This is a genomic window from Enterobacter sp. BIGb0383 (assembly GCF_003751845.1).
Lineage (GTDB): Bacteria > Pseudomonadota > Gammaproteobacteria > Enterobacterales > Enterobacteriaceae > BIGb0383.
The window spans coordinates 25,454-46,299 of sequence record NZ_RJKQ01000006.1; the positions used below are offsets into that span (position 1 = coordinate 25,454).

A 20,846-nucleotide genomic window follows, 5' to 3' on the forward strand; every position below is an offset into this window, starting at 1 on the left:
GCCCCACTTTCGTGGGGCGATTCGATTTGCTAATGACCGGCGATCAAGGATAATAAACAGCATTGAGTATCAATGGTCTGCCCCCATATCAACGGCACCAGACCTTCAGGGATCCCGATATAAGAATGTCCGATCACAATCGTTATTCACTGCCTGTCAAAGCAGGCGAACAGCGTCTGCTTGGCGAGTTGACCGGTGCGGCCTGTGCCGTGGAAGTGGCGGAAATCGTTGAGCGCCACGCTGGGCCGCTGGTGCTGATTGCGCCCGATATGCAAAATGCCCTGCGCCTTCACGACGAAATCCGGCAGTTTACCGATCGTATGGTGACCAATCTGGCGGACTGGGAAACGCTGCCCTACGACAGCTTCTCCCCGCACCAGGAGATTATCTCCTCACGCCTGTCGACCCTCTATCAACTCCCCACCCTGAAGCGCGGCGTCCTGATTGTTGCCGTCAGCACCCTGATGCAGCGCGTCTGCCCGCACAGCTATCTGCACGGCCACGCGCTGGTGATGAAAAAAGGCCAGCGCCTCTCCCGTGATGCCCTGCGGGCGCAGCTGGACAGCGCGGGCTATCGTCATGTCGACCAGGTGATGGAGCATGGTGAATATGCTACTCGCGGCGCGCTGCTGGACCTGTACCCGATGGGCAGCGAGCAGCCCTATCGCCTCGATTTCTTCGACGATGAAATCGACAGCCTGCGCCTGTTCGACGCTGACACCCAGCGCACCCTGGAAGAGGTTGAGGCCATCAACCTGCTTCCCGCCCACGAATTCCCGACCGATAAGACGGCCATTGAGCTGTTCCGCAGCCAGTGGCGGGATCGTTTTGAGGTCAAGCGTGATGCGGAACATATCTACCAGCAGGTCAGCAAAGGCACGCTGCCTGCCGGGATCGAATACTGGCAGCCGCTGTTCTTTAGCGAGCCGCTGACCACGCTGTTCAGCTACTTCCCTGCCGGGACGCTAATCGTTAATACCGGCGATCTGGAAACCAGCGCTGAGCGCTTCCAGAATGAGGCCCGGGCGCGTTTTGAAAATCGCGGCGTCGACCCGATGCGCCCGCTGCTGCCTCCTGAGCAGCTCTGGCTGCGCGGTGATGAACTGTTCAGCGAGCTGAAAGCCTGGCCGCGTATCCAGCTCAGAACCGACCAACTGGCGAAAAAAGCCGCCAACGTTAACCTGCAGTACCAGCGCCTGCCGGACCTGGCGGTTCAGGCTCAGCAAAAAGCCCCGCTGGATAATCTGCGGCGTTTCCTGGAATCCTTTAGCGGCGCGGTCGTCTTCTCGGTTGAAAGCGAAGGCCGTCGCGAAGCTCTGGGCGAACTGCTGGCGCGGATCAAGCTGGCCCCGAAGCGCATTCAGCATCTTGATGAAGCCGTCGACGGTGGCCGCTACCTGATCACCGGTGCGGCGGAACACGGTTTTATTGATACCCTGCGCAATCGGACGTTAATTTGCGAAAGCGATCTGCTCGGCGAGCGCGTGGCGCGCCGTCGTCAGGACAGTCGCCGGACCATCAACCCTGATACGCTGATCCGCAACCTGGCGGAGCTGCACACCGGCCAGCCGGTGGTGCATCTGGAACACGGCGTTGGACGCTACGCCGGAATGACCACCCTTGAAGCCGGTGGCATCGTTGGTGAATACCTGATGCTGACCTATGCGGGTGACGCGAAACTTTACGTCCCCGTCTCCTCTTTGCACCTGATCAGCCGCTATGCGGGCGGGGCCGAAGAGAATGCGCCGCTGCACAAGCTTGGCAGCGATGCCTGGACGCGTGCGCGGCAGAAAGCGGCGGAAAAAGTCCGTGATGCGGCGGCTGAACTGCTGGATATTTATGCCCAGCGTGCGGCCAAACATGGCTTCGCCTTTAAGCACGATCGCGAACAGTATCAGCTCTTCTGCGACGGCTTCCCCTTCGAAACCACGCCCGATCAGGCCCAGGCCATCAATGCGGTCCTCAGCGATATGTGCCAGCCCCTGGCGATGGACCGCCTGGTGTGCGGGGACGTGGGCTTCGGTAAGACGGAAGTCGCTATGCGCGCCGCCTTCCTGGCGATTGAGAACAACAAACAGGTGGCGGTGCTGGTGCCCACCACCCTGCTCGCCCAGCAGCACTATGATAACTTCCGCGACCGCTTCGCCAACTGGCCGGTGCGTATCGAGATGCTTTCCCGTTTCCGCACAGCCAAAGAGCAGGCGCAGATCCTGGAGCAGGCCGCCGAGGGGAAAATCGATATTCTGATCGGCACCCATAAATTGTTGCAGAGCGACGTCAAATGGAGTGATTTAGGCCTGCTGATTGTCGATGAAGAGCACCGTTTCGGCGTGCGCCATAAAGAGCGTATCAAGGCGATGCGCGCCGAGGTGGATATTCTGACCCTGACCGCGACGCCGATCCCGCGTACGCTGAATATGGCGATGACCGGCATGCGCGATCTGTCGATTATTGCTACGCCACCGGCGCGTCGCCTGGCGGTGAAAACCTTTGTCCGCGAGTACGATAGCCTGGTGGTTCGTGAGGCCATGCTGCGCGAGATCCTGCGTGGGGGTCAGGTGTACTACCTCTTCAACGATGTTGAAAATATCCAGAAAGCGGCGGACAGGCTGGCCGCCCTGGTGCCGGAGGCGCGCATTGCCATCGGCCACGGGCAGATGCGCGAGCGCGAGCTGGAACGGGTAATGAACGACTTCCACCATCAGCGTTTCAATGTGCTGGTCTGTACCACCATTATTGAAACCGGGATCGACATCCCGACGGCCAACACCATTATTATTGAACGTGCGGATCACTTCGGTCTGGCCCAGCTGCACCAGCTTCGCGGCCGCGTCGGGCGCTCACACCACCAGGCCTATGCCTGGCTGCTGACGCCGCACCCGAAATCGATGACCACCGACGCGCAAAAACGCCTGGAGGCCATTGCCTCGCTGGAGGATCTGGGCGCAGGCTTTGCATTAGCGACCCACGACCTGGAAATTCGCGGCGCGGGTGAACTGCTCGGCGAAGACCAGAGCGGTCAGATGGAGACCATCGGTTTCTCGCTCTATATGGAACTGCTGGAAAATGCCGTCGATGCGTTAAAAGAGGGTCGCGAGCCCTCGCTGGAAGATCTTACCAGCCAGCAAACGGAAGTGGAGCTGCGCATGCCTTCCCTGCTGCCGGATGATTTTATTCCCGACGTCAACACGCGCCTCTCCTTCTATAAACGCATCGCCAGCGCCAAAACCGCCGGTGAGCTGGAGGAGCTGAAAGTCGAGCTGATTGACCGCTTCGGTCTGCTGCCGGACCCGGCGCGTAATCTGCTGGATATCGCCCGTCTGCGCCAGCAGGCGCAGAAGCTGGGGATCCGCAAACTGGAAGGCAATGACAAGGGCGGCATGGTTGAGTTCGGTGAGAAAAACCACGTCAACCCTGGCTGGCTGATTGGCCTGCTGCAAAAACAGCCCCAGCATTTCCGCCTTGATGGACCGACGCGGCTGAAATTCTTCCAGGATCTCGCCGAGCGCAAAACGCGTATGGAGTGGGTACGCCAGTTTATCCAGGAGCTGGAAGAGAACGCTCTCGCCTGATGTTCTGTACAGGCTGGCCGAATCGCTCCCGGCCAGCCTGTAATATTTACAAATCCTTTGCAATCCGCCTGGGTTTTTCGACACAGGTTCTCGCCATAATTGTCACTAATTCTTTATAAAACAATAACCTTATAATTAATATGGGTATGTGGTGATGATTAAACACACGCGTTTTACTCGCTGGCTGGCACTTTTGGCCGTTGCAGCGACCGTCGCACTGGCGCTGCCCGCCCGCGCAAATACCTGGCCTTTACCCGCTAACGGCAGCAGGCTGGTGGGCGAAAACCGCTTTCACGTGGTGAAAAACGACGGCGGCTCGCTGGAGGCTATCGCTAAGGAGTACGGGGTTGGATTTCTGGCCCTGCTGCAGGCCAACCCCGGCGTTGACCCCTACGTACCGCGCCCGGGCAGCGTGCTGACCATCCCGCTGCAGACCCTGCTGCCGGATGCGCCGCGTGAAGGCATTGTGATGAATCTCGCGGAGCTGCGTCTTTACTACTACGCGCCGGGCAAAAACACCGTCACCATTTACCCTATCGGCATCGGCCAGTTGGACGGCGACACGCTGACGCCGACAATGGTGACGACCGTGTCCGATAAACGCGCGAACCCAACCTGGACGCCAACGGCCAATATCCGCGCCCGTTATAAAGCCCAGGGTATTAACCTGCCTGCGGTGGTCCCTGCCGGTCCGGAAAACCCGATGGGCCACCACGCTATTCGCCTGGCGGCCTACGGCGGTGTCTACCTGATCCACGGAACTAACGCCGATTTCGGTATCGGAATGCGCGTCAGCTCCGGCTGTATCCGCCTGCGCGATGATGATATTTCCGCCCTGTTTGCGGCGGTTACGCCGGGCACGAAAGTGAATATTATTAATACCCCGATCAAAGCCTCCGTCGAGCCGGATGGCCGCCGTCTGGTCGAAGTCCACCAGCCGCTGTCAAAATCCATTGAGGACGATCCGCGCACTCTGCCAATCACGCTCAATGCCGGGATGCAGACGTTTAAAGCCTCACCGTCCACGGATGCTGGCGTGATGGACTACGCCATTGAACTGCGTTCCGGGATGCCGGTTGACGTCAGTAGTCATCTGCCGGTCGGACAGCAAACGCTGTAACATTCCGACGCCAGACAGCAAAAAGCCCTGCGGTTGCATATCCGCAGGGCTTTTTTTATTTAGCAGTGGCAGCGAGGGTTATCGCTTATTTATAGATAACCGCAGTACCGTGCAGGTTATTCGGACCGGTCACCGACGTGATACGGAAAGATTTCGCACCCGCAGCCTCGGCTTTCTGGGCCAGCTCCTGCTGGAGTGAATCCAGATTAGGACCCGCATTGGCAGCGATGGAGCCCACCGCCTGCTGGCCAGCAGGTGTCGCCTGAACTTCAACGGCAGCGACGCTTGCGAATGAGAGTGAGCTAAGAGCAGCGGCAATAAACAGCGCATTCATGGTTTTCATAATCAGTGACCTTTTGCAGATGAAGGGTGATCGCAGTTATTTACTTAACGATCGATAACCAAATGATAAGTGTGATCTACATCACAGGTCAACATTATTTTATAACGATTGATAACTAATTTATAAATACCTTAATTATCATAAGCATATGATTTAATTATTTGTGCTGTTTTGTCGCTGGCCTCTGATGCAAATTATTTTTATAATGGTCGTTCAACACACCAACAGAGGTACAACGGCACCATGACAACAGACGTTACCTGTTGCACAAAAAAAAGCCGTGGCCGACCGAAAGTGTTCGACAGGGAAGCGGCGCTCGACAAGGCCATGACACTCTTCTGGCAGCACGGCTATGAAGCCACATCACTCTCCGATCTGGTCGAGGCAACCGGCGCCAAAGCGCCCACGCTGTATGCGGAATTCGTCAATAAAGAGGGGCTGTTCCGTGCGGTACTTGAGCGCTATATCGCGCACTTTGCCGATCGACATGAGGCACAGCTTTTTTGTGAGGATAAACCGGTCAGCGAAGCCCTGGCGGACTATTTCACCGCCGTCGCCCGCTGCTATACCAGCAAAGACACGCCCGCGGGCTGCTTTCTGATCAACACCTCCGCCACCCTTGCCGCCTCGTCAAAAGAGGTCGCCCGGATGCTGAAATGCCGACATGCGCAGCAGGAACAGACCCTGCGTGCATTTCTGGAAAAACGCCAACAGCGCGGCGAAATCCCGGCAGGGAAAGATCCTGAAGAGCTGGCGCAGTTCCTCAGCTGTATTCTGCGAGGGATGTCGGTCACCGCCCGCGAAGGGGCCGATTTTGACAAGCTGATGCAAATTGCCGCCACAACGCTGCGTCTGTGGCCTGAGATGCTGAAGGATTAAGTAAACAAAAAAGGCTTCCCAGCCTGAGCGAATGGGAAGCCAATCAATAACGTACTGCTTTATTTTACGCTTTTTTATTCAGAATCAACTGTCCGTTGCCGTCCAGCGGGATCTGGGTACCAGGATCGTTATCCATACGGATTTTCCCCTGCTGATCGCCGATTTTATAGGTGACATCGTAGCCGAGCATTTTTTCTGACTTGTCATACACCGTTTTGCAACGCTGCTGAGTCGTTGTATAGGTATCTCTGTCCTGCATCGCGCCCTGGACCTGGTTACCGGCATAGCCGCCGCCCAGCGCACCGGCTACGGTTGCGAGATCCTTACCACGTCCACCGCCGAACTGATGGCCAAGCACGCCCCCGGCAACGGCACCCAGAACGGAACCCGCAATGCGGTTTTCATCCTGGACCGGACGACGATGGGTGACCGTCACATCACGGCACTCATTACGCGGTGTTTTGATGCTCTCTTTGATCGGCGTGGCCGAAACCACCTGCGCATACTGCGGACCGCGTTCAAAGACGTTTAAACTGGCGACGGCGGCCACGCCCAGTGCAGCGGCTACGCCAATCCCCATACCTGCCAACATAGATTTATTCACAGGATTTTCTCCTTCGTTTGCTATTGTAACAATTCTGCAACTCGTCAAGCGGTTTGCACATCGGAATAGCGCCTAAAACACAGGAGAAATACGCCAAAAGGCGTTGATTCAGAGGACTCTGAGGCGGGGAAAGGTGCCGGGCAGAGGGACTGCCCGGCAGAAATATTTAGTGCAGTTTCAGACGTGGACGGATCACACGGTTAATGCTGCCGACCAGCATCATCAGACCGGTTTTAAAGTATCCGTGCAGCGCAATCTGGTGCATACGGTACAGGGAGATATAGACGATACGCGCGATGCGCCCTTCGACCATCATCGAGCCACGCATCAGGTTACCCATCAGGCTACCGACGGTAGAGAAGTTCGACAGGGACACCAGCGAGCCGTGATCCTTATAGACGTAGGACTTCAGCGTTTTGCCTTTGATCTGCGCGAGGATGTTGTGCTGCGCGCAGGAAGCCATCTGGTGCGCAGCCTGCGCACGCGGCGGCACAAAGCCCCCTTCCGGACGGGCGCAGGACGCGCAGTCGCCGATGGCGAAGATATCCGCATCCAGCGTCGTCTGCAGCGTCGGCTCCACCACCAGCTGGTTGATACGGTTCGTTTCCAGACCGCCGATATCCTTCATAAAGTCCGGCGCTTTGATCCCGGCCGCCCAGACCATCAGGTCCGCTTCGATATACTCACCGTCTTTGGTGTGCAGACCGCCTTCATCGGCGCTGGTGACCATCGTCTGGGTCAGCACGCGCACGCCAAGCTTAGTCAGCTCATGCTGCGCGGCACCGGAGATACGCGGCGGCAGCGCAGGCAGAATACGTTCACCCGCTTCCACCAGCGTTACGTTCAGCGCTTCATTGGTCAGACCTTTATAGCCGTAGCTGTGCAGCTGTTTCACCGCGTTGTGCAGTTCCGCAGACAGCTCTACCCCGGTCGCCCCACCGCCAACGATGGCAATGTTCACCTTGCCGTTTGCGCCCAGGTTGCTGGAGTATTTCAGGAACAGGTTGAGCATTTCCTGATGGAAGCGACGCGCCTGATGCGGGTTATCGAGGAAGATACAGTGCTCTTTCACGCCCGGGGTGTTGAAGTCGTTGGAGGTACTACCCAGCGCCATCACCAGGGTGTCGTAGGCCAGCTTACGTTCCGGCACCAGCAGCTCGCCTTTTTCATCGTGAAGCGGCGCCAGGGTCAGGGTCTTACCGTCACGGTTGATATCCACGACCGATCCCAGCTGGAACTCAAAGCCATGGTTGCGGGCATGCGCCAGATAGCTCAGGGCATCAACGCCTTCATCCAGCGATCCGGTCGCCACTTCGTGCAGCAGCGGTTTCCACAGATGGCTGTGGTTGCGATCTACCAGCGTGATTTTGGCTTTTTTACCCCGGCCCAGCTTTTTACCCAGTTGAGTAGCCAGTTCCAGGCCGCCAGCACCACCACCCACAATCACAATTTTTTTCAATGGTGTAGTCAACGTGACCCCCTAAATTATTAACCAATTGTTAATTAAAAGTTATTCAAATAACTTTTAATTAACAACAGGTTAGCGATGTTAAAGCATCGCTACACAAGGAGAGTAACACGAACGGTGCATTGGTCATACCAAAATTGATATGCATCAAGTTTTGCCGCTGAAAAGATGAACAAGTGTAGCAGTCGGCCAGCAGGCCAACGGCAAAAAAGAGGGGAATGACGGCCCGCCGGGTCTGCCTGCGGGCCGGAGGAAGCGGCTTCAGCCGAGGGTTTTAAACGCTTTGATACGCTGCAGGTGCGGCGAGATATTTTTAAATTTGTGGGTCTGCTCTTCGTCCCAGACGATTTCGTAGTAATGATGCAGCAGCGCTGAAGTGTCCTGGCTGTTCAGGGCTTCATCCTGCCGGGAGAGGATCACCATACAGCGGTCGCGGTTCTTCTCGCGGAAGTTACTCACGCACTTGGTGGCGATATCGACATACTCTTCCGGGCGGTCGATCTTCCCTTCCATATTCTCATTCGGATGGAGGTTCGGATTAAAGACCACCTGCCGCATATCGCAAAGAAAACCAATCCGCTCGGCCCAGTAGCCGCCCAGTCCGACGCCGCAGATCAGCGGCCGTTCATCGGCGCTAAGCTGTAGCATCTTGTCGACCTCTTTCAGCAGATGCTGCATATCATGCTTCGGGTGCCGGGTGCTGTAGCTGATCAGCCGCACATCCGGGTCGATAAACTGCAGCTGCAGCACCTTCTCATGGTTACCAGGACTGTTAGAGTCAAAACCGTGTAAATAGATAATCATCGGATCCTCACTGCACATAACCGCCTGTTGCGGGAGCGTTAATGTTCCGCTTTGTGCGCCTGCCAGCGCTCATGGAGCGCCTCCAGCTGCGCGCTTGCCGTCTTCCAGCGCGCGGAGTCCATTAACGCCTGACGAGTAAACGAACCTTTATGATACAAATTCGTAACACGCTCAGCTTTGATCGGCGACAGGTTATCCAGCACGCTTACTGCGCCTTTACGATTATTGCAGACCAGGATCATATCGCAACCGGCATCGAGCGATGCCTGTCCGCGTTCGGCGTAGCTGCCCATAATCGCGGCACCTTCCATCGACAGATCGTCGGAGAAGATGACCCCGTTAAAGCCAAGTTCTTTTCGCAGCACCGTTTTCAGCCAGTACGGCGAGCCGCTGGCCGGGCGCGGGTCGGCATCTTCATAAATAACATGCGCGGGCATAATGGCATCCAGCTTTCCGGTGCCGATCAGCTTTTTAAACACGTCCATATCGCGGGCGCGGATCGCCGCCTGCGTACGCGGATCGCGCGGCGTCTCTTTGTGGGAGTCGGCGGTGACCGCTCCGTGACCGGGGAAGTGTTTACCCGTCGTTTTCATTCCCGCGCTGTGCATCCCGTCGATAAAGCGGCTGGCAATGGCCAGCGCCTTCTGCGGGTCTTCGTGATACGCGCGTTCGCCGATTGCCGCGCTGATGTGTCCGACATCCAGCACCGGGGCAAAGCTGATATCAATATCCATGGCGATCATTTCGCTGGCCATCAGCCAGCCCGCCTCTTCCGCCATCTGACCGCCCTCTTCCATGCCGAGCAGCGCGGCAAAGGACTGAGCGGCAGGCAGGCGCGTAAAGCCTTCACGAAAACGCTGTACCCGACCGCCTTCCTGATCGACGGCCACCACCAGCCGGTGGTGCGATGCGGCGCGTATTTGCCGCACCAGCTCACGAAGCTGGGCAGGATCGTGGTAGCTGCGGGTAAACAGAATCAGCCCACCCACCAGCGGATGCGCCAGAATCTCGCGCTCTTCCGCATCCAGTTCATACCCTTCGACATCCAACATCACCGGACCCACAAATACCTCTCTTAGTCTTTGATTCCCCGCTGGCGCCATATCTCATCCGCCAGCGTAATAAACTGTCGATCGCCGGTTTGCTGCCAGCGACATTCATACCATCCGGCCATCAGCATCAGCACCCAGGGCCGCCAGCGCAGCACCTGCCGCCTTAGCAGCACGGCATCCATCCGGGCCTCCCTGGCATAGGCTATCACCAGAGCTTCGCGGTCTTCAGTCCACACGGCAGACAGCTCAAGGGCAATATCCCCGTCTCCGGCGTATTCCCAGTCAATCAGACGAAGGCCGTCCGCAGTATGGACCAGATTACCCGCATGGATGTCCATATGCAGCGGCGACAATCTTAAAGGCTGCGGCTCGCCCTGCGCGGTCAGCCGTTTTAGCTCCCGCAGCCAGCCTGCCGAACGTCGGCCCGGCTCGCACGCCTGCCAGTACTGTTCCAGCAGAGGCAGCAGCAGGACTCGCCAGCCAAAACGCGGCTGGTGGTGCAGCTGAGAGAGCACGCTGGCAAGCTCGTCGGCATCCGGTAAGGCGGTTTTTACCTCGCCCGGAAGATAATCCACCGCCATCCAGCCCGCCGCGCAGAAACGCGCCGTGGCGGTCAGCGTATCCGGCAACCGGCGCAGCGCACGATACTGGCGCAGAAACTGGGCATGCGACAGCGCCGACGCCCGTTGTTCACGGAGCACCAGCCGCTGTTCATCGCGGACGATCAAACAGCCACCGCCGCTCAGACCCTGAAGAGTCTGCGCGGCGGCGGGTTGATAACCGGGGAAATAGCGCGCCAGCACTTCGGCGCGAGTGAGCTTACTGTTGCTGGACCGCACCTTTACCTGACCAGACTATTTCGCCGGTCTGCACCAGCATCAGCTGCAGCTGGAGACCCGGCGCGTTGGCGCTGCCCGAGGCGCTGGAATAGAGCACATACTGCGCCCCGACGTTGCGGGCGATACCCATCGCCTTGCTGCGGCTGCCCAGGCTATCCTGCGGTGACAGACCAAGCTGCTGCTTTGCCAGCGCCAGCTGCTGAGCCGACACCAGCGTAAATTTGCCGTTGTTGGCCAGCGCGTTGCGCAGCACCTCGGTGGCTTCCGCCGTGTTCAGCGAACCGTTGGTCCGGTTATTGACGCTGTCCACCAGCAGGACGCTGCCGGCCGTCGCCCCGCTGGACTGCAGCATTTTGCCCATCATCGGCTGAACCGCCCCGTTCCAGTCATAGTGGCGAACCCGTGGCGCAGGCGTTTCGTCCGGGCGTTCAATCGGCCCTGGCTGCTGCGGGATGGTCGGCACGGAAGGCACGGTCGGTACCGGCTGCTGAGGCTCCGCCGGTTGCTCTGGCGTCGGGACCTGATCGACCGGTGCGGGCTGGTTGTTATCCAGCACACAGCCTGAGAGTAAAAGTGCCAGCGCCGTGACCAGGCCATAGCGATGCAGAGTCTTCTTCAAGGTTCACCCCTTATAAATAGAGATACAGTCTGACCTTATGGGCACCCAGGAAATTCGCGCTACCGTAGACGGTCACCGACGACTTCGCCGGGATGGTCACGCTGCGCGCGGCTTCAAGCGGGTGCATTTCCAGACCTCTGGCGTCATACCAGAAAAAGCGATAGTGGACGGTGACCGGTTCGCTGCGTTCGTTATACAGCCGCGAAGAGGCAGAGGGCTGAATCTCCCCGGTGTTAAGCTCTGGCTCCTGGGCGCTAATGCCCGCCGCCAGTACGCTCGACTCCATCACCAGCGGCTGTTTATCGCTGACCGGAATTTCCGGATGCGAACCACAGCCTGCCAGCAGCAGGCCCGTTAACAGCACGGCACAACGTCCCCGTGTCATCTTATCTGTCCTTATGGGACAGCATCGGGCCTAAGGCGTGACCGCCCACCAGATGCATATGAATATGGTAGACTTCCTGCCCGCCGTGACGGTTACAGTTCATAATCAGACGGTAGCCATCTTCGGCGATCCCTTCCTGCTGCGCGATTTTCGCCGCAGCGGTCAGCATACGGCCCAGGGCCTGCTCATGTTCAGCCGTCACATCATTAACCGTCGGGATCAAGATATTCGGTACAATCAGAATATGGGTCGGTGCCTGCGGGGAGATATCGCGAAACGCGGTGACCAGTTCATCCTGATAGACGATATCCGAGGGGATTTCGCGGCGAATAATTTTACTGAAGATGGTTTCTTCGGCCATGACCTTTTCCTTATAGATGAATCCCGTACTTTTCCCACCCATCATACAGGACAGGCTGCACGGGCAGGACAGAATCCTGAGAGTATGATCGAGTTAGTCCTGTTCTTTCAACCTTATCCCTCTTTTTCTTTATTGGCTCTGCACTTACCCAGCGCGAACACCAAACTAAAACAAAGTTCCATTAGCAGAGTAACAAATGTTTACAGCGATAACTCGAATGAGTATATTTCCCATTTGCATTTTCATGCGCATTGCCAAATCGTTCCAGAAATCGTGCACGCCTGACGGCATCGCACCGAAAGCGGCACAAATTTCCAGTATAATTAAGGGGTTAAAATGTCTTTCACCGTTCACGCCAGGACCGGACAGCGCCTGCCTGCCACCGGGCCATCACTGCTTGCTGCCTGCATAGCAATGGCCCTGCTACCTTCTGCCGCGTTTGCCGCTGAAACCGCCGCTGCCGATGAAACTATGATCGTTGAAGGTACCGGGCTCAGCACCTCCGACGGCCAGGATCAGGACTACAGCGTAAAAACCACCACCACCGGCACGAAACTTTTGCTGGTTCCCCGTGATATTCCCCAGTCAGTGAGTGTCATCAGTCAACAACGTATGCAGGATCAGGAACTGACGTCTATCGGGCAGGTTCTGGATAATACAATCGGTGTAAGCGCCTCACGTATCGATACAAGCCGTACTAACTTCTATGCGCGCGGTTTCTTTATTAGCAACTTTGCCTATGAAGATATGCCTACATTCCTCGATAATCGCTGGAATTTTGGTGATACCGCTGGCGACACTGCGATTTACGAAAAGATTGAGGTCGTTCGTGGTTCTTCGGGACTAATGAGTGGCACTGGTAACCCCTCAGCATATGTCAATATGGTGCGTAAGCATGCGGACAGCAAGGAATTTAAAGGTTCAGCGTCTGCAACATACGGTAGCTGGGACAAACAGCGCTATGTGCTGGACCTGCAGGCTCCGCTGACAGAAACAGGTAATGTCCGCGGCCGTGTCATTACTGGCTATCAGGATAATGATTCCTGGGTTGATCGGAACCATTACCGCAAGAAATTTGTCTACGGTGTTATCGACGCTGATATTACTGATTCCACAACACTCACAGTGGGTTATGACTACCAGGAAAGCGAAGAAGATAGCCCGACCTGGGGTGGCTTCCCGTCACTCTACAGCGATGGCAGCCGGACTAACTTCTCTCGCCACTTCAGCACAGCGGCTGACTGGGCTTACTCTAACTCAGATTCGACGAAAATTTTCGCCAACCTGACACAGCGCTTTGACAACGGCTGGGAAGCTAAAGTCAATGCGATGCATGCGGAAACTAACTTTGATAGCCGTCTGATGTATATCGATGGGTTCCCGGATAAGACAACGGGTCTTTTCGATGCAACGAAATGGCATGGTGCCTGGGGTGGCTGGAATGTCGGTGAACGTAAGCAGGATTCCGTCGATGTCTTCGCCCGCGGTGGGTACGATTTATTCGATCGCCAGCATGAGCTTATGTTTGGTGGTAGCTACAGCCGTCAGCGCAATAACTATGATAACTCCTACCCGGTAAATAATAACTCTGGCCTGATGGATGTCGGCGATATTCACAATTACAACGGCCAAACGCTGGCTAACCCGACCTGGTCTGATTTCGCATTTTATCAGCGTGACATCATTCGTCAGAAATCACTCTATGCCGCAACGCGAATTTCACTGGCTGACCCGCTGCATTTAATCCTCGGAGCTCGCTATACGGAGTGGAGCGCCAAGTACAATCTGGAACGTAAACCGGATGAAGTCCGCAACGTCAAATTTGACGACATCACACCTTATGCCGGACTGGTTTATGATATTGACGACACCTGGTCTGTATACGGTAGCTACACCTCTATCTTCCAGCCTACTGGGCAGCGTGATATCAACAGTGAATTCCTCAAGCCAACAACCGGTCAGAGCTATGAAGCAGGGGTTAAAGGCGACTGGTTCAATACTCGTCTGACAGCCTCTGTTTCCGTTTTCCGCACCGAGCAGGATAATGTCGCGGTATCAACGAACAAAACCATTCCTAACTCCGGGAACCAGACAGCGTATCAATCACTCGATGGTACTGTGAGTAAAGGTATTGAACTGGAGCTGAATGGAGCGCTTACCGACAACCTGCAGTTAACCTTCGGTGCAAGCCGCTATATGGCTGAAGACGACACCGGCAAGGCAGTCAATCCAGGTCAGGCTCGTACAACAATGAAGCTGTTTACTCGTTACCAGTTGCCGATGCTTCCAGAACTGGCTATTGGCGGTGGCGCCCGCTGGCAGAATAAAACCTGGCAGTACATCGAAGGTCCTAATAACATCAGCAAGATTACGCAGAGCGGCTACACGGTTGTTGACCTGTTTACCCGTTACCAGGCGACTAAAAACCTGGCAATTCAGGCGAATCTGAATAACGTCTTTGACAAAGAGTATTACGACTACCTTGGCACCTATGGTGTCTATGGTGCACCACGTAACTTCTCTGTGAGTGCAAGCTACAGCTTCTAATCTTTGAGTGATACGTTAGCGAGGGAGCCGAATGGCTCCCTTTTTTTGGCATGTTTTCCGGGCATTAAAAAAGGGAGCCATTCGGCTCCCTCAGTCTCCCCAGACTATCTATCAGTTGTTGCGGATGTACTCATCCATCTCGGTTTTCAGGTTATCGGATTTCGTACCGAAAATCGCCTGAACGCCGGAGCCTGCAACAACCACACCCGCCGCACCCAGTTTCTTCAGGCCAGCCTGATCCACTTTCGCCACGTCGGCTACGCTGACGCGCAGACGCGTAATACAGGCGTCGAGGTTGGTGATGTTCTCTTTACCGCCGAAGGCAGAAACCAGAGCCGGAGCCATTTCACTGGAGCCAGTGGTTTTCGCATCGTCGGTTGCTTCTTCACGGCCCGGGGTTTTCAGATCCAGCGCCTTGATCAGCACGCGGAATACGGTGTAGTAAATAGCCGCATAGCCGAGACCCACAATCGGGAACAGCCAGAGCTTGCTGCCGTTGCCGCTGAGCACGATAAAGTCGATCAGACCGTGGGAGAAGGACGTCCCGTCACGCATACCCAGCAGGATAGCAATCGGGAAGGCCAGACCGGCCAGGATGGCATGGATCCCGTACAGGATCGGCGCCACGAACATAAAGGAGAACTCGATCGGCTCGGTAATACCGGTCAGGAACGAGGTCAGCGCGGCGGAGATCATGATCCCGCCCACTTTGGCGCGGTTTTCCGGTTTCGCAGAGTGCCAGATAGCGATAGCCGCTGCCGGCAGACCGTACATTTTGAACAGGAAGCCACCGGACAGCATGCCCGCAGTCGGGTCGCCTGCCATATAGCGAGGAATATCGCCGTGGAAGACCTGACCGGCCGCGTTGGTGAACTCACCGATCTGCATCTGGAAAGGAACGTTCCAGATATGGTGCAGACCGAACGGCACCAGGCTACGTTCTACGAAACCGTAGATACCGAAAGCCACAACCGGGTTCTGGTAAGCAGCCCACTGGGAGAAGGTCTGGATAGCGGAACCAATCGGCGGCCAGATAAAGGACAGCACTACGCCGAAGACGATAGCGGTCATACCGGAGATAATCGGTACAAAGCGCTTGCCGGCGAAGAAGCCCAGATACTCAGGCAGCTTGATACGGTAGAAGCGGTTGAACATATAGGCCGCAATAGAACCGGCGATAATCCCGCCGAGAACACCGGTATCAGCGAGGTGCTTAGCGGCGATCTCTTCTGCCGGTAACTGCAGCACCAGCGGCGCAACCACGGCCATGGTTTTCACCATGATGCCGTAGGCCACAACCGCAGCCAGGCCGGATACACCGTCGTTATTGGTAAAGCCCAGCGCCACGCCGATTGCGAAGATCAGCGGCATGTTGGCAAAAACGGAACCGCCCGCTTCGGCCATAACGTGGGAAACAACGGCTGGCAGCCAGCTGAAGTTTGCGGAACCGACGCCGAGCAGGATACCTGCGATCGGCAGTACGGAAACCGGCAGCATCAGCGATTTACCGACCTTCTGCAGGTTAGCAAATGCATTCTTAAACATAATTGAGAGTGCTCCTGAGTATTTGTGCTTTTACACGTTGTCCTTCGCCTTAGCCCGCTGTCGGCTGCGTCATGCCGTTTTGTGCCAGCGCGAATAACGTGGTGTATTTTTCATGCTTTTTACGCATTGGCGAGGGGGGAGAACCTCGCCGTGGACAGGACATCTGAGCGTCCTTTATTTATTACACAGAGTAAAATAATTACCTGAAAGTTTGTTTGACGGCTATCACGTTTCAGCTAGCCCCAGACGTAAAACTTTCATACAGATACAAAAGTAGTCGAAATTCGCTTAAACGGTATCCTTCACCGCCACTTTCATGGCGGTGAACTCTACTCGCTTTAATTATTAATTACGAGCCTTGAAATAACCGTAATCTTCAGGCGGATTGCAGGCGGGAGAGGTCTACATGGAACAGGCGGGAGAAGTTTTCGCTGGTCTGCTGCGCCAGCGCGTCCAGAGAGACGCCTTTCAGCACGGCCATATACTCAGCCACGTCGCGCACCATCGCCGGCTGGTTCTCTTTGCCGCGATGGGGAACCGGCGCCAGATACGGGGAGTCGGTTTCCACCAGCAGGCGATCCAGCGGCACGTAGCGCGCCGCATCACGCAGTTGTTCAGCGTTGCGGAAGGTCACGATACCGGAGAAAGAGATATAGAAACCCATATCCAGCAGCTTACCTGCCGTTTCCCGATCCTCGGTAAAGCAGTGCAGCACGCCGCCGCAGTCGGTCACCTTTTCCTCACGCAGAATATCCAGCGTGTCGGCGCGGGCGTCGCGGGTATGCACAATCACCGGCTTGTTCAGCTCGCGGCCAATACGGATATGCTGACGGAAAGATTCCTGCTGACGGGCTTTTGTTTCCGGCGTGTAGAAATAATCAAGGCCGGTTTCACCCATCGCCACCACGCCCTCTTCCGCCGCCAGACGGCGCAGATCCTCAAACGCGTAGTCTTCATCCTGATTCAGCGGGTGTACGCCGCAGGAGAACGCAACGTCGGGACGCTCACCGACCAGCTCGCGCATTGCACGATAGCCCGGCAGGGTCGTGGCGACCGCCAGGCAGAACTTAACGTCGCGGGCGGCGGCTTTCGCCAGCACGTCATCAACGTTTTGATGTAAAGATTGATAATCCAGGCCATCGAGATGGCAGTGGGAGTCGACTAAAAACATGATGTCTCTCTCAAAGGTGGGATACAGGAAGCACCGCGCCCGGTTGCAGGTAGTGCTCCCAGTTTAATAACTGTTCGGTCAGGACAAGCTCCCGGTTCAGGCCGCTAACGCTCAGCAGCTGTTCCCGGTGCTCACAGGCCTGCTGCATCAGCAGCCGCAGGACGGTATCCGACATCTGCTGTGCCAGCCGGTTCACCAGAGGAACCGCATCTGCATTGCTCAGCAGGGTAATACGCTGCCGCGCTTTGATCGCATCCAGCAGCAGTGAAGCCAGCCAGTGAAGACGCTCTGCGGCATTATCATGGTTCAGGGCCGGTAACAGTGCCAGCCAGTCCCCGCTGTCCAGCGTACCGTCCAGCGCCTGACAGAGCTGCTGTCGCTGGTTCCATCCTCCTGCCGTCAGCAGCGCCAGCGCCGCACCCGGCGAACCGCCGCACAAGCGCAGCGCGGTCAGCTGCGCCTCACCTGTCATCGTCGGCGCTTCACGGGCCAGCCAGGCCTGCGCATAAGACTCAGCGGGCGGTGCCAGATGATGCCAGCGGCAGCGGCTGCGCAGGGTCGCCAGCAAACGCGCCGGTTCACGGCAGGCGAGGAAAAACCAGCTGTTAGCCGGTGGTTCTTCAAGGGTTTTCAGCAGGGCGTTAGCGGCTGCATCGGTCAGCAGTTCGGCATTCTGGATCCAGACCACCTTCGCTCCGCCAAGCCTGGCGTGCTCATACATTTTTTCGCCGATTTCACGCACGGCATCCACGCCCAACGTCGCCTTGCCTTTCTCCGGGGCCATCACGTAGTAATCGGGATGCGTTCCCGCCTGCATTAGCTGACAGCTATGGCAGTGTCCGCAGCTTTTATTATCCTGCGGCGTCTGGCACATCAGATAGCGGGCAATCGCATAAATCAGGGCATCTTCACCCATTCCGGGCAGCGCCTGGATCATCAGCGCATGGTGTCCGCGTCCGGCCTGGTAGCTGGCGATCAGCTGCTCAAAATCGGGCCGTAGCCACGGATACCATTTCATGCGCCCTGCTCCTGCACCCAGGCGGTCACCGTCTGACGGATATCCGCCATCACGTTCTCCAGCGGCTGGGTGGCATCGATGGTACGAATGGAATCATCCTGCTCCGCCAGTTCCAGATAGCGGGCGCGGGTACGATGGAAGAAGTCATAAGACTCCTGCTCAATGCGATCCAGCTCACCACGGGCGCGGGCGCGTTTCAGGCCCACTTCCGGGGTCACATCCAGATAGAGGGTCAGATTCGGGCGGAAATCCCCCAGCACCGCATCGCGCAGCGTTGAGAGCATCTGCCGGTCGATTCCGCGTCCGCCGCCCTGATAGGCCTGGGTCGAGAGATCATGACGGTCGCCAATCACCCACTCTCCCTTCGCCAGCGCCGGTTTGATCACCGTCTCGACCAGTTGAACGCGGGCGGCATAAAACATCAGCACTTCCGCTTTATCGACAATGACCTCATCCCCGGTAGAGCGAATGTCCAGCACCAGGCTGCGCAGCTTTTCGGCCAGCACGGTGCCGCCCGGCTCGCGGGTAAAGACCAGATCCTGAATGCCCAGCTGTTGAAGCGTCTCCACCACGGTGTTACGCGCCGTGGTTTTTCCCGCGCCTTCCAGGCCTTCAATGACGATGTAGTTACTGGCCATTTTTTTCCTTAAGTACTTTCAGATAATCCCGCACAGACTGGTTATGGCTGGCAAGATTGGTATTAAACGTGTGGCCGCCTTTACCGTCGGCAACAAAATAGAGATACGGCGTTTTCGCCGGGTGTGCGGCAGCCTGCAGGGATGCCGCGCCCGGCGCGGCAATCGGACCCGGCGGCATTCCGCCAATCACATAGGTATTGTACGCGGTTGGCGTCTCCAGGTCTTTACGCGACAGCCTGCCCTGATAGCGTTCGCCCATTCCGTAGATGACGGTGGGGTCGGTTTGCAGACGCATCCCCAGGCGCAGACGGTTGATAAACACCGAGGCCACGCGGTCGCGCTCGCTGGCTACCGCCGTCTCTTTTTCAATAATTGACGCCATGGTGACCAGCTCATTCTGGTCTTTGTACGGCAGACCTTCCGCACGCCCTTCCCAGGTCTTATTGACGGCAGAAACCATCTTGTCGTGGGCGCGTTTCAGCAGCGCCACGTCGGTAGTATGGGCGGTATACATCCAGGTATCCGGCCAGAACCAGCCTTCGACCCACTCAGGATGCTCAAACTTCAGCGCCTCGGCAACCGTTGCATAGCTGTCATCTTTCAGCGTATGGGTCACCCAGGGCGCATCGCGCAGCTGGCGGAGATAGTCGCTCAGACGCATGCCTTCAACCAGCCGCAGCGGGAACTGGGCCTCTTTGCCGCTCTCCAGCAGCAGAAGCATCTCGCGAACGGTCATATCTGGCGTCAGGCGATAGGTTCCGGCTTTAAAATTCGCTAAATCCGGCTCGACGCGCAGTAGCCACTGGAAGACCCGCGGCCGGTTGATGACTTTCTCAGCATAAAGCTGTTCGCCCAGGGCCAGACGTCCGGTCCCGGCTTTCAGGCTGAAAATCGTCTCTTCTTTAATCAGCAGCGCGCTGTCTGCCATCTGGCGCACTTTCCATACGCCCACGCCAGCAGCGATACCGGCGAGGATTAACAATACAAAAATCAGACGTAATAGTTTTTTCATAACGCAATCAACTGCTCACAACGAGGGGCCAAAAAGTGGTACAGCTCGCGGGAAGTCCAGCGCTGCGCGCCGTACGCCCTGACGGGGATCACCGGCATCAGCGCATTACAGACAATCACCTCATCGGCCTCTGCCAGGGCCGAGACCGGCGCGTTAACTTCCCGCACGTCAAAATGCGATCCTGCCAGCAGCTGGATACAGTGCTGACGCATAATACCGTTAACGCCCGCCTGATCGAGCCGCGGGGTAAAAACGGCGTTACCCTGTCGCCAGAATATATTCGCGGCACAGCATTCCGTAAGCCACCCGTCGCTGTCAAGCACCAGGGCATCATCGGCTTCCGTCTGCTCAAGATGGGCACGGATCAGTACCTGTTCGAGCCGGTTAAGATGTTTGATCCCGGCAAGCAGCGGATTCCGCCCCAGCCTGACAGGACTGAGCGTCAGGGTAATGCCCTCTTCACGCCAGCGTGCATAGTGGGATGGCCAGGCGGAAATGCTCAGCATCCGCGTCGGCTGAACGCAGGCGCTGCCGCTGTAGCCACGTCCGCCGCTGCCGCGACTGAGCAACACCTTCAGCACGGCCTGCTGATGTTCGCAGGCGTAAGAAACCATCTCCTGCTCTAACGCAGACCATTCGGTAAAGGGGATCATCAGACGCTGGCAGGCATCGCGCAGCCGCTGCAGATGCGCCGACAGGAGGTGGATCTGCCCTTCCGTCACCCTGGCGGTAGTGAAACAGCCATCGCCAAACTGGGTGGCGCGGTCGTCAGCCGGAAGTTCGTTCTGCGGTTTGCCGTTAATAAAGAACATAGAGGCTCCTGAACACAAGCTGCATATAGCAGAAAGGCCCGGAAACCGGGCCTTTCT

At 56.9% G+C, this 20,846-nt stretch carries 19 protein-coding genes; 4 read left to right on the forward strand and 15 right to left on the reverse strand.

Translation table 11 applies throughout. The features are described 5' to 3' along the window. The first annotated feature begins 125 nt into the window (after positions 1 to 125). The gene (gene mfd, locus EDF81_RS21760; RefSeq protein WP_123350259.1) at positions 126 to 3,572 is read left to right on the forward strand and encodes a transcription-repair coupling factor; all 3,447 of its coding nucleotides are present in this window, start codon (positions 126 to 128) and stop codon (positions 3,570 to 3,572) included. Positions 3,573 to 3,726: 154 nt separating this feature from the next. After that, positions 3,727 to 4,692, forward strand: a complete 966-nt coding sequence (locus EDF81_RS21765) for a L,D-transpeptidase family protein (RefSeq protein ID WP_123350260.1) — start codon at positions 3,727 to 3,729, stop codon at positions 4,690 to 4,692. 85 nt (positions 4,693 to 4,777) lie between these two features. Here EDF81_RS21765 and EDF81_RS21770 read toward each other — a convergent pair whose 3' ends face one another. Continuing rightward, the gene (locus EDF81_RS21770) at positions 4,778 to 5,035 is read right to left on the reverse strand and encodes a DUF1471 domain-containing protein (RefSeq protein ID WP_123350261.1); all 258 of its coding nucleotides are present in this window, start codon (positions 5,033 to 5,035) and stop codon (positions 4,778 to 4,780) included. 243 nt (positions 5,036 to 5,278) lie between these two features. Here EDF81_RS21770 and EDF81_RS21775 point away from each other — a divergent pair, with 243 nt between their 5' ends. Further along, positions 5,279 to 5,914, forward strand: a complete 636-nt coding sequence (locus EDF81_RS21775; RefSeq protein ID WP_123350262.1) for a TetR/AcrR family transcriptional regulator — start codon at positions 5,279 to 5,281, stop codon at positions 5,912 to 5,914. A 64-nt stretch (positions 5,915 to 5,978) separates the two neighbouring features. Here EDF81_RS21775 and EDF81_RS21780 read toward each other — a convergent pair whose 3' ends face one another. From EDF81_RS21780 to hinT, 8 genes are all read right to left on the reverse strand, one after another. Further along, positions 5,979 to 6,518: a glycine zipper 2TM domain-containing protein gene (locus tag EDF81_RS21780; RefSeq protein ID WP_123350263.1), complete on the reverse strand. Its 540-nt coding sequence runs from the start codon at positions 6,516 to 6,518 to the stop codon at positions 5,979 to 5,981. Between the two features lie 166 nt (positions 6,519 to 6,684). After that, a complete protein-coding gene (locus EDF81_RS21785; protein WP_123350264.1) occupies positions 6,685 to 7,989 on the reverse strand; it encodes an NAD(P)/FAD-dependent oxidoreductase in 1,305 nt (434 codons plus the stop codon). 258 nt (positions 7,990 to 8,247) lie between these two features. Next, positions 8,248 to 8,790: an alpha/beta hydrolase YcfP gene (gene ycfP, locus EDF81_RS21790; protein ID WP_123350356.1), complete on the reverse strand. Its 543-nt coding sequence runs from the start codon at positions 8,788 to 8,790 to the stop codon at positions 8,248 to 8,250. Between the two features lie 38 nt (positions 8,791 to 8,828). Further along, positions 8,829 to 9,854, reverse strand: a complete 1,026-nt coding sequence (gene nagZ, locus EDF81_RS21795; protein ID WP_123350265.1) for a beta-N-acetylhexosaminidase — start codon at positions 9,852 to 9,854, stop codon at positions 8,829 to 8,831. Between the two features lie 11 nt (positions 9,855 to 9,865). Next, positions 9,866 to 10,681: a thiamine kinase gene (gene thiK / locus EDF81_RS21800; protein ID WP_123350266.1), complete on the reverse strand. Its 816-nt coding sequence runs from the start codon at positions 10,679 to 10,681 to the stop codon at positions 9,866 to 9,868. Then, on the reverse strand, positions 10,662 to 11,300 hold the full coding sequence (gene lpoB / locus EDF81_RS21805; RefSeq protein ID WP_123350267.1) for a penicillin-binding protein activator LpoB: 639 nt from the start codon (positions 11,298 to 11,300) through the stop codon (positions 10,662 to 10,664). Before lpoB ends, thiK begins: the two co-directional genes overlap by 20 nt. A gap of 10 nt (positions 11,301 to 11,310) precedes the next feature. Next, entirely contained in the window at positions 11,311 to 11,685 is a 375-nt protein-coding gene (locus tag EDF81_RS21810) for a YcfL family protein (protein WP_123350268.1), read from the reverse strand. Position 11,686: 1 nt separating this feature from the next. Further along, complete coding sequence (gene hinT / locus EDF81_RS21815) at positions 11,687 to 12,046, reverse strand: purine nucleoside phosphoramidase (RefSeq protein WP_123350269.1); 360 nt, start codon at positions 12,044 to 12,046, stop codon at positions 11,687 to 11,689. Between the two features lie 336 nt (positions 12,047 to 12,382). On the opposite strand from hinT, the gene fhuE reads away from it, so the two are divergent. Continuing rightward, positions 12,383 to 14,593, forward strand: coding sequence for a ferric-rhodotorulic acid/ferric-coprogen receptor FhuE (gene fhuE / locus EDF81_RS21820; RefSeq protein ID WP_123350270.1), 2,211 nt, complete (start codon positions 12,383 to 12,385; stop codon positions 14,591 to 14,593). Between the two features lie 111 nt (positions 14,594 to 14,704). Here the strand turns inward: fhuE and ptsG are convergent, their stop codons facing one another. The 6 genes from ptsG to pabC form a co-directional block, all read right to left on the reverse strand. Beyond that, positions 14,705 to 16,138 (reverse strand): PTS glucose transporter subunit IIBC, encoded by a 1,434-nt coding sequence (gene ptsG, locus EDF81_RS21825; RefSeq protein WP_123350271.1) that lies wholly within the window; start codon positions 16,136 to 16,138, stop codon positions 14,705 to 14,707. A gap of 376 nt (positions 16,139 to 16,514) precedes the next feature. After that, on the reverse strand, positions 16,515 to 17,309 hold the full coding sequence (locus EDF81_RS21830) for a metal-dependent hydrolase (protein WP_123350272.1): 795 nt from the start codon (positions 17,307 to 17,309) through the stop codon (positions 16,515 to 16,517). Positions 17,310 to 17,319: 10 nt separating this feature from the next. Continuing rightward, a complete protein-coding gene (gene holB / locus EDF81_RS21835; protein ID WP_123350273.1) occupies positions 17,320 to 18,327 on the reverse strand; it encodes a DNA polymerase III subunit delta' in 1,008 nt (335 codons plus the stop codon). Next, positions 18,324 to 18,965, reverse strand: a complete 642-nt coding sequence (gene tmk, locus EDF81_RS21840) for a dTMP kinase (RefSeq protein WP_123350274.1) — start codon at positions 18,963 to 18,965, stop codon at positions 18,324 to 18,326. Before tmk ends, holB begins: the two co-directional genes overlap by 4 nt. Beyond that, positions 18,955 to 19,977 (reverse strand): cell division protein YceG, encoded by a 1,023-nt coding sequence (yceG, locus tag EDF81_RS21845; protein ID WP_123350275.1) that lies wholly within the window; start codon positions 19,975 to 19,977, stop codon positions 18,955 to 18,957. The genes tmk and yceG overlap by 11 nt, the downstream gene beginning before the upstream one ends. Further along, a complete protein-coding gene (pabC, locus tag EDF81_RS21850; protein WP_123350276.1) occupies positions 19,974 to 20,789 on the reverse strand; it encodes an aminodeoxychorismate lyase in 816 nt (271 codons plus the stop codon). The genes yceG and pabC overlap by 4 nt, the downstream gene beginning before the upstream one ends. Positions 20,790 to 20,846: the final 57 nt, after the last annotated feature.

Bases quoted from the DNA above. Each gene is read 5' to 3' on its own strand.
- mfd (WP_123350259.1), top strand. From the start codon at position 126: ATGTCCGATCACAATCGTTATTCACTGCCTGTCAAAGCAGGCGAACAG.
- EDF81_RS21765 (WP_123350260.1), top strand. From the start codon at position 3,727: ATGATTAAACACACGCGTTTTACTCGCTGGCTGGCACTTTTGGCCGTT.
- EDF81_RS21770 (WP_123350261.1), bottom strand. From the start codon at position 5,035: ATGAAAACCATGAATGCGCTGTTTATTGCCGCTGCTCTTAGCTCACTC.
- EDF81_RS21775 (WP_123350262.1), top strand. From the start codon at position 5,279: ATGACAACAGACGTTACCTGTTGCACAAAAAAAAGCCGTGGCCGACCG.
- ycfP (WP_123350356.1), bottom strand. From the start codon at position 8,790: ATGATTATCTATTTACACGGTTTTGACTCTAACAGTCCTGGTAACCAT.
- EDF81_RS21810 (WP_123350268.1), bottom strand. From the start codon at position 11,685: ATGACACGGGGACGTTGTGCCGTGCTGTTAACGGGCCTGCTGCTGGCA.
- hinT (WP_123350269.1), bottom strand. From the start codon at position 12,046: ATGGCCGAAGAAACCATCTTCAGTAAAATTATTCGCCGCGAAATCCCC.
- fhuE (WP_123350270.1), top strand. From the start codon at position 12,383: ATGTCTTTCACCGTTCACGCCAGGACCGGACAGCGCCTGCCTGCCACC.
- ptsG (WP_123350271.1), bottom strand. From the start codon at position 16,138: ATGTTTAAGAATGCATTTGCTAACCTGCAGAAGGTCGGTAAATCGCTG.
- EDF81_RS21830 (WP_123350272.1), bottom strand. From the start codon at position 17,309: ATGTTTTTAGTCGACTCCCACTGCCATCTCGATGGCCTGGATTATCAA.
- holB (WP_123350273.1), bottom strand. From the start codon at position 18,327: ATGAAATGGTATCCGTGGCTACGGCCCGATTTTGAGCAGCTGATCGCC.
- tmk (WP_123350274.1), bottom strand. From the start codon at position 18,965: ATGGCCAGTAACTACATCGTCATTGAAGGCCTGGAAGGCGCGGGAAAA.
- yceG (WP_123350275.1), bottom strand. From the start codon at position 19,977: ATGAAAAAACTATTACGTCTGATTTTTGTATTGTTAATCCTCGCCGGT.
- pabC (WP_123350276.1), bottom strand. From the start codon at position 20,789: ATGTTCTTTATTAACGGCAAACCGCAGAACGAACTTCCGGCTGACGAC.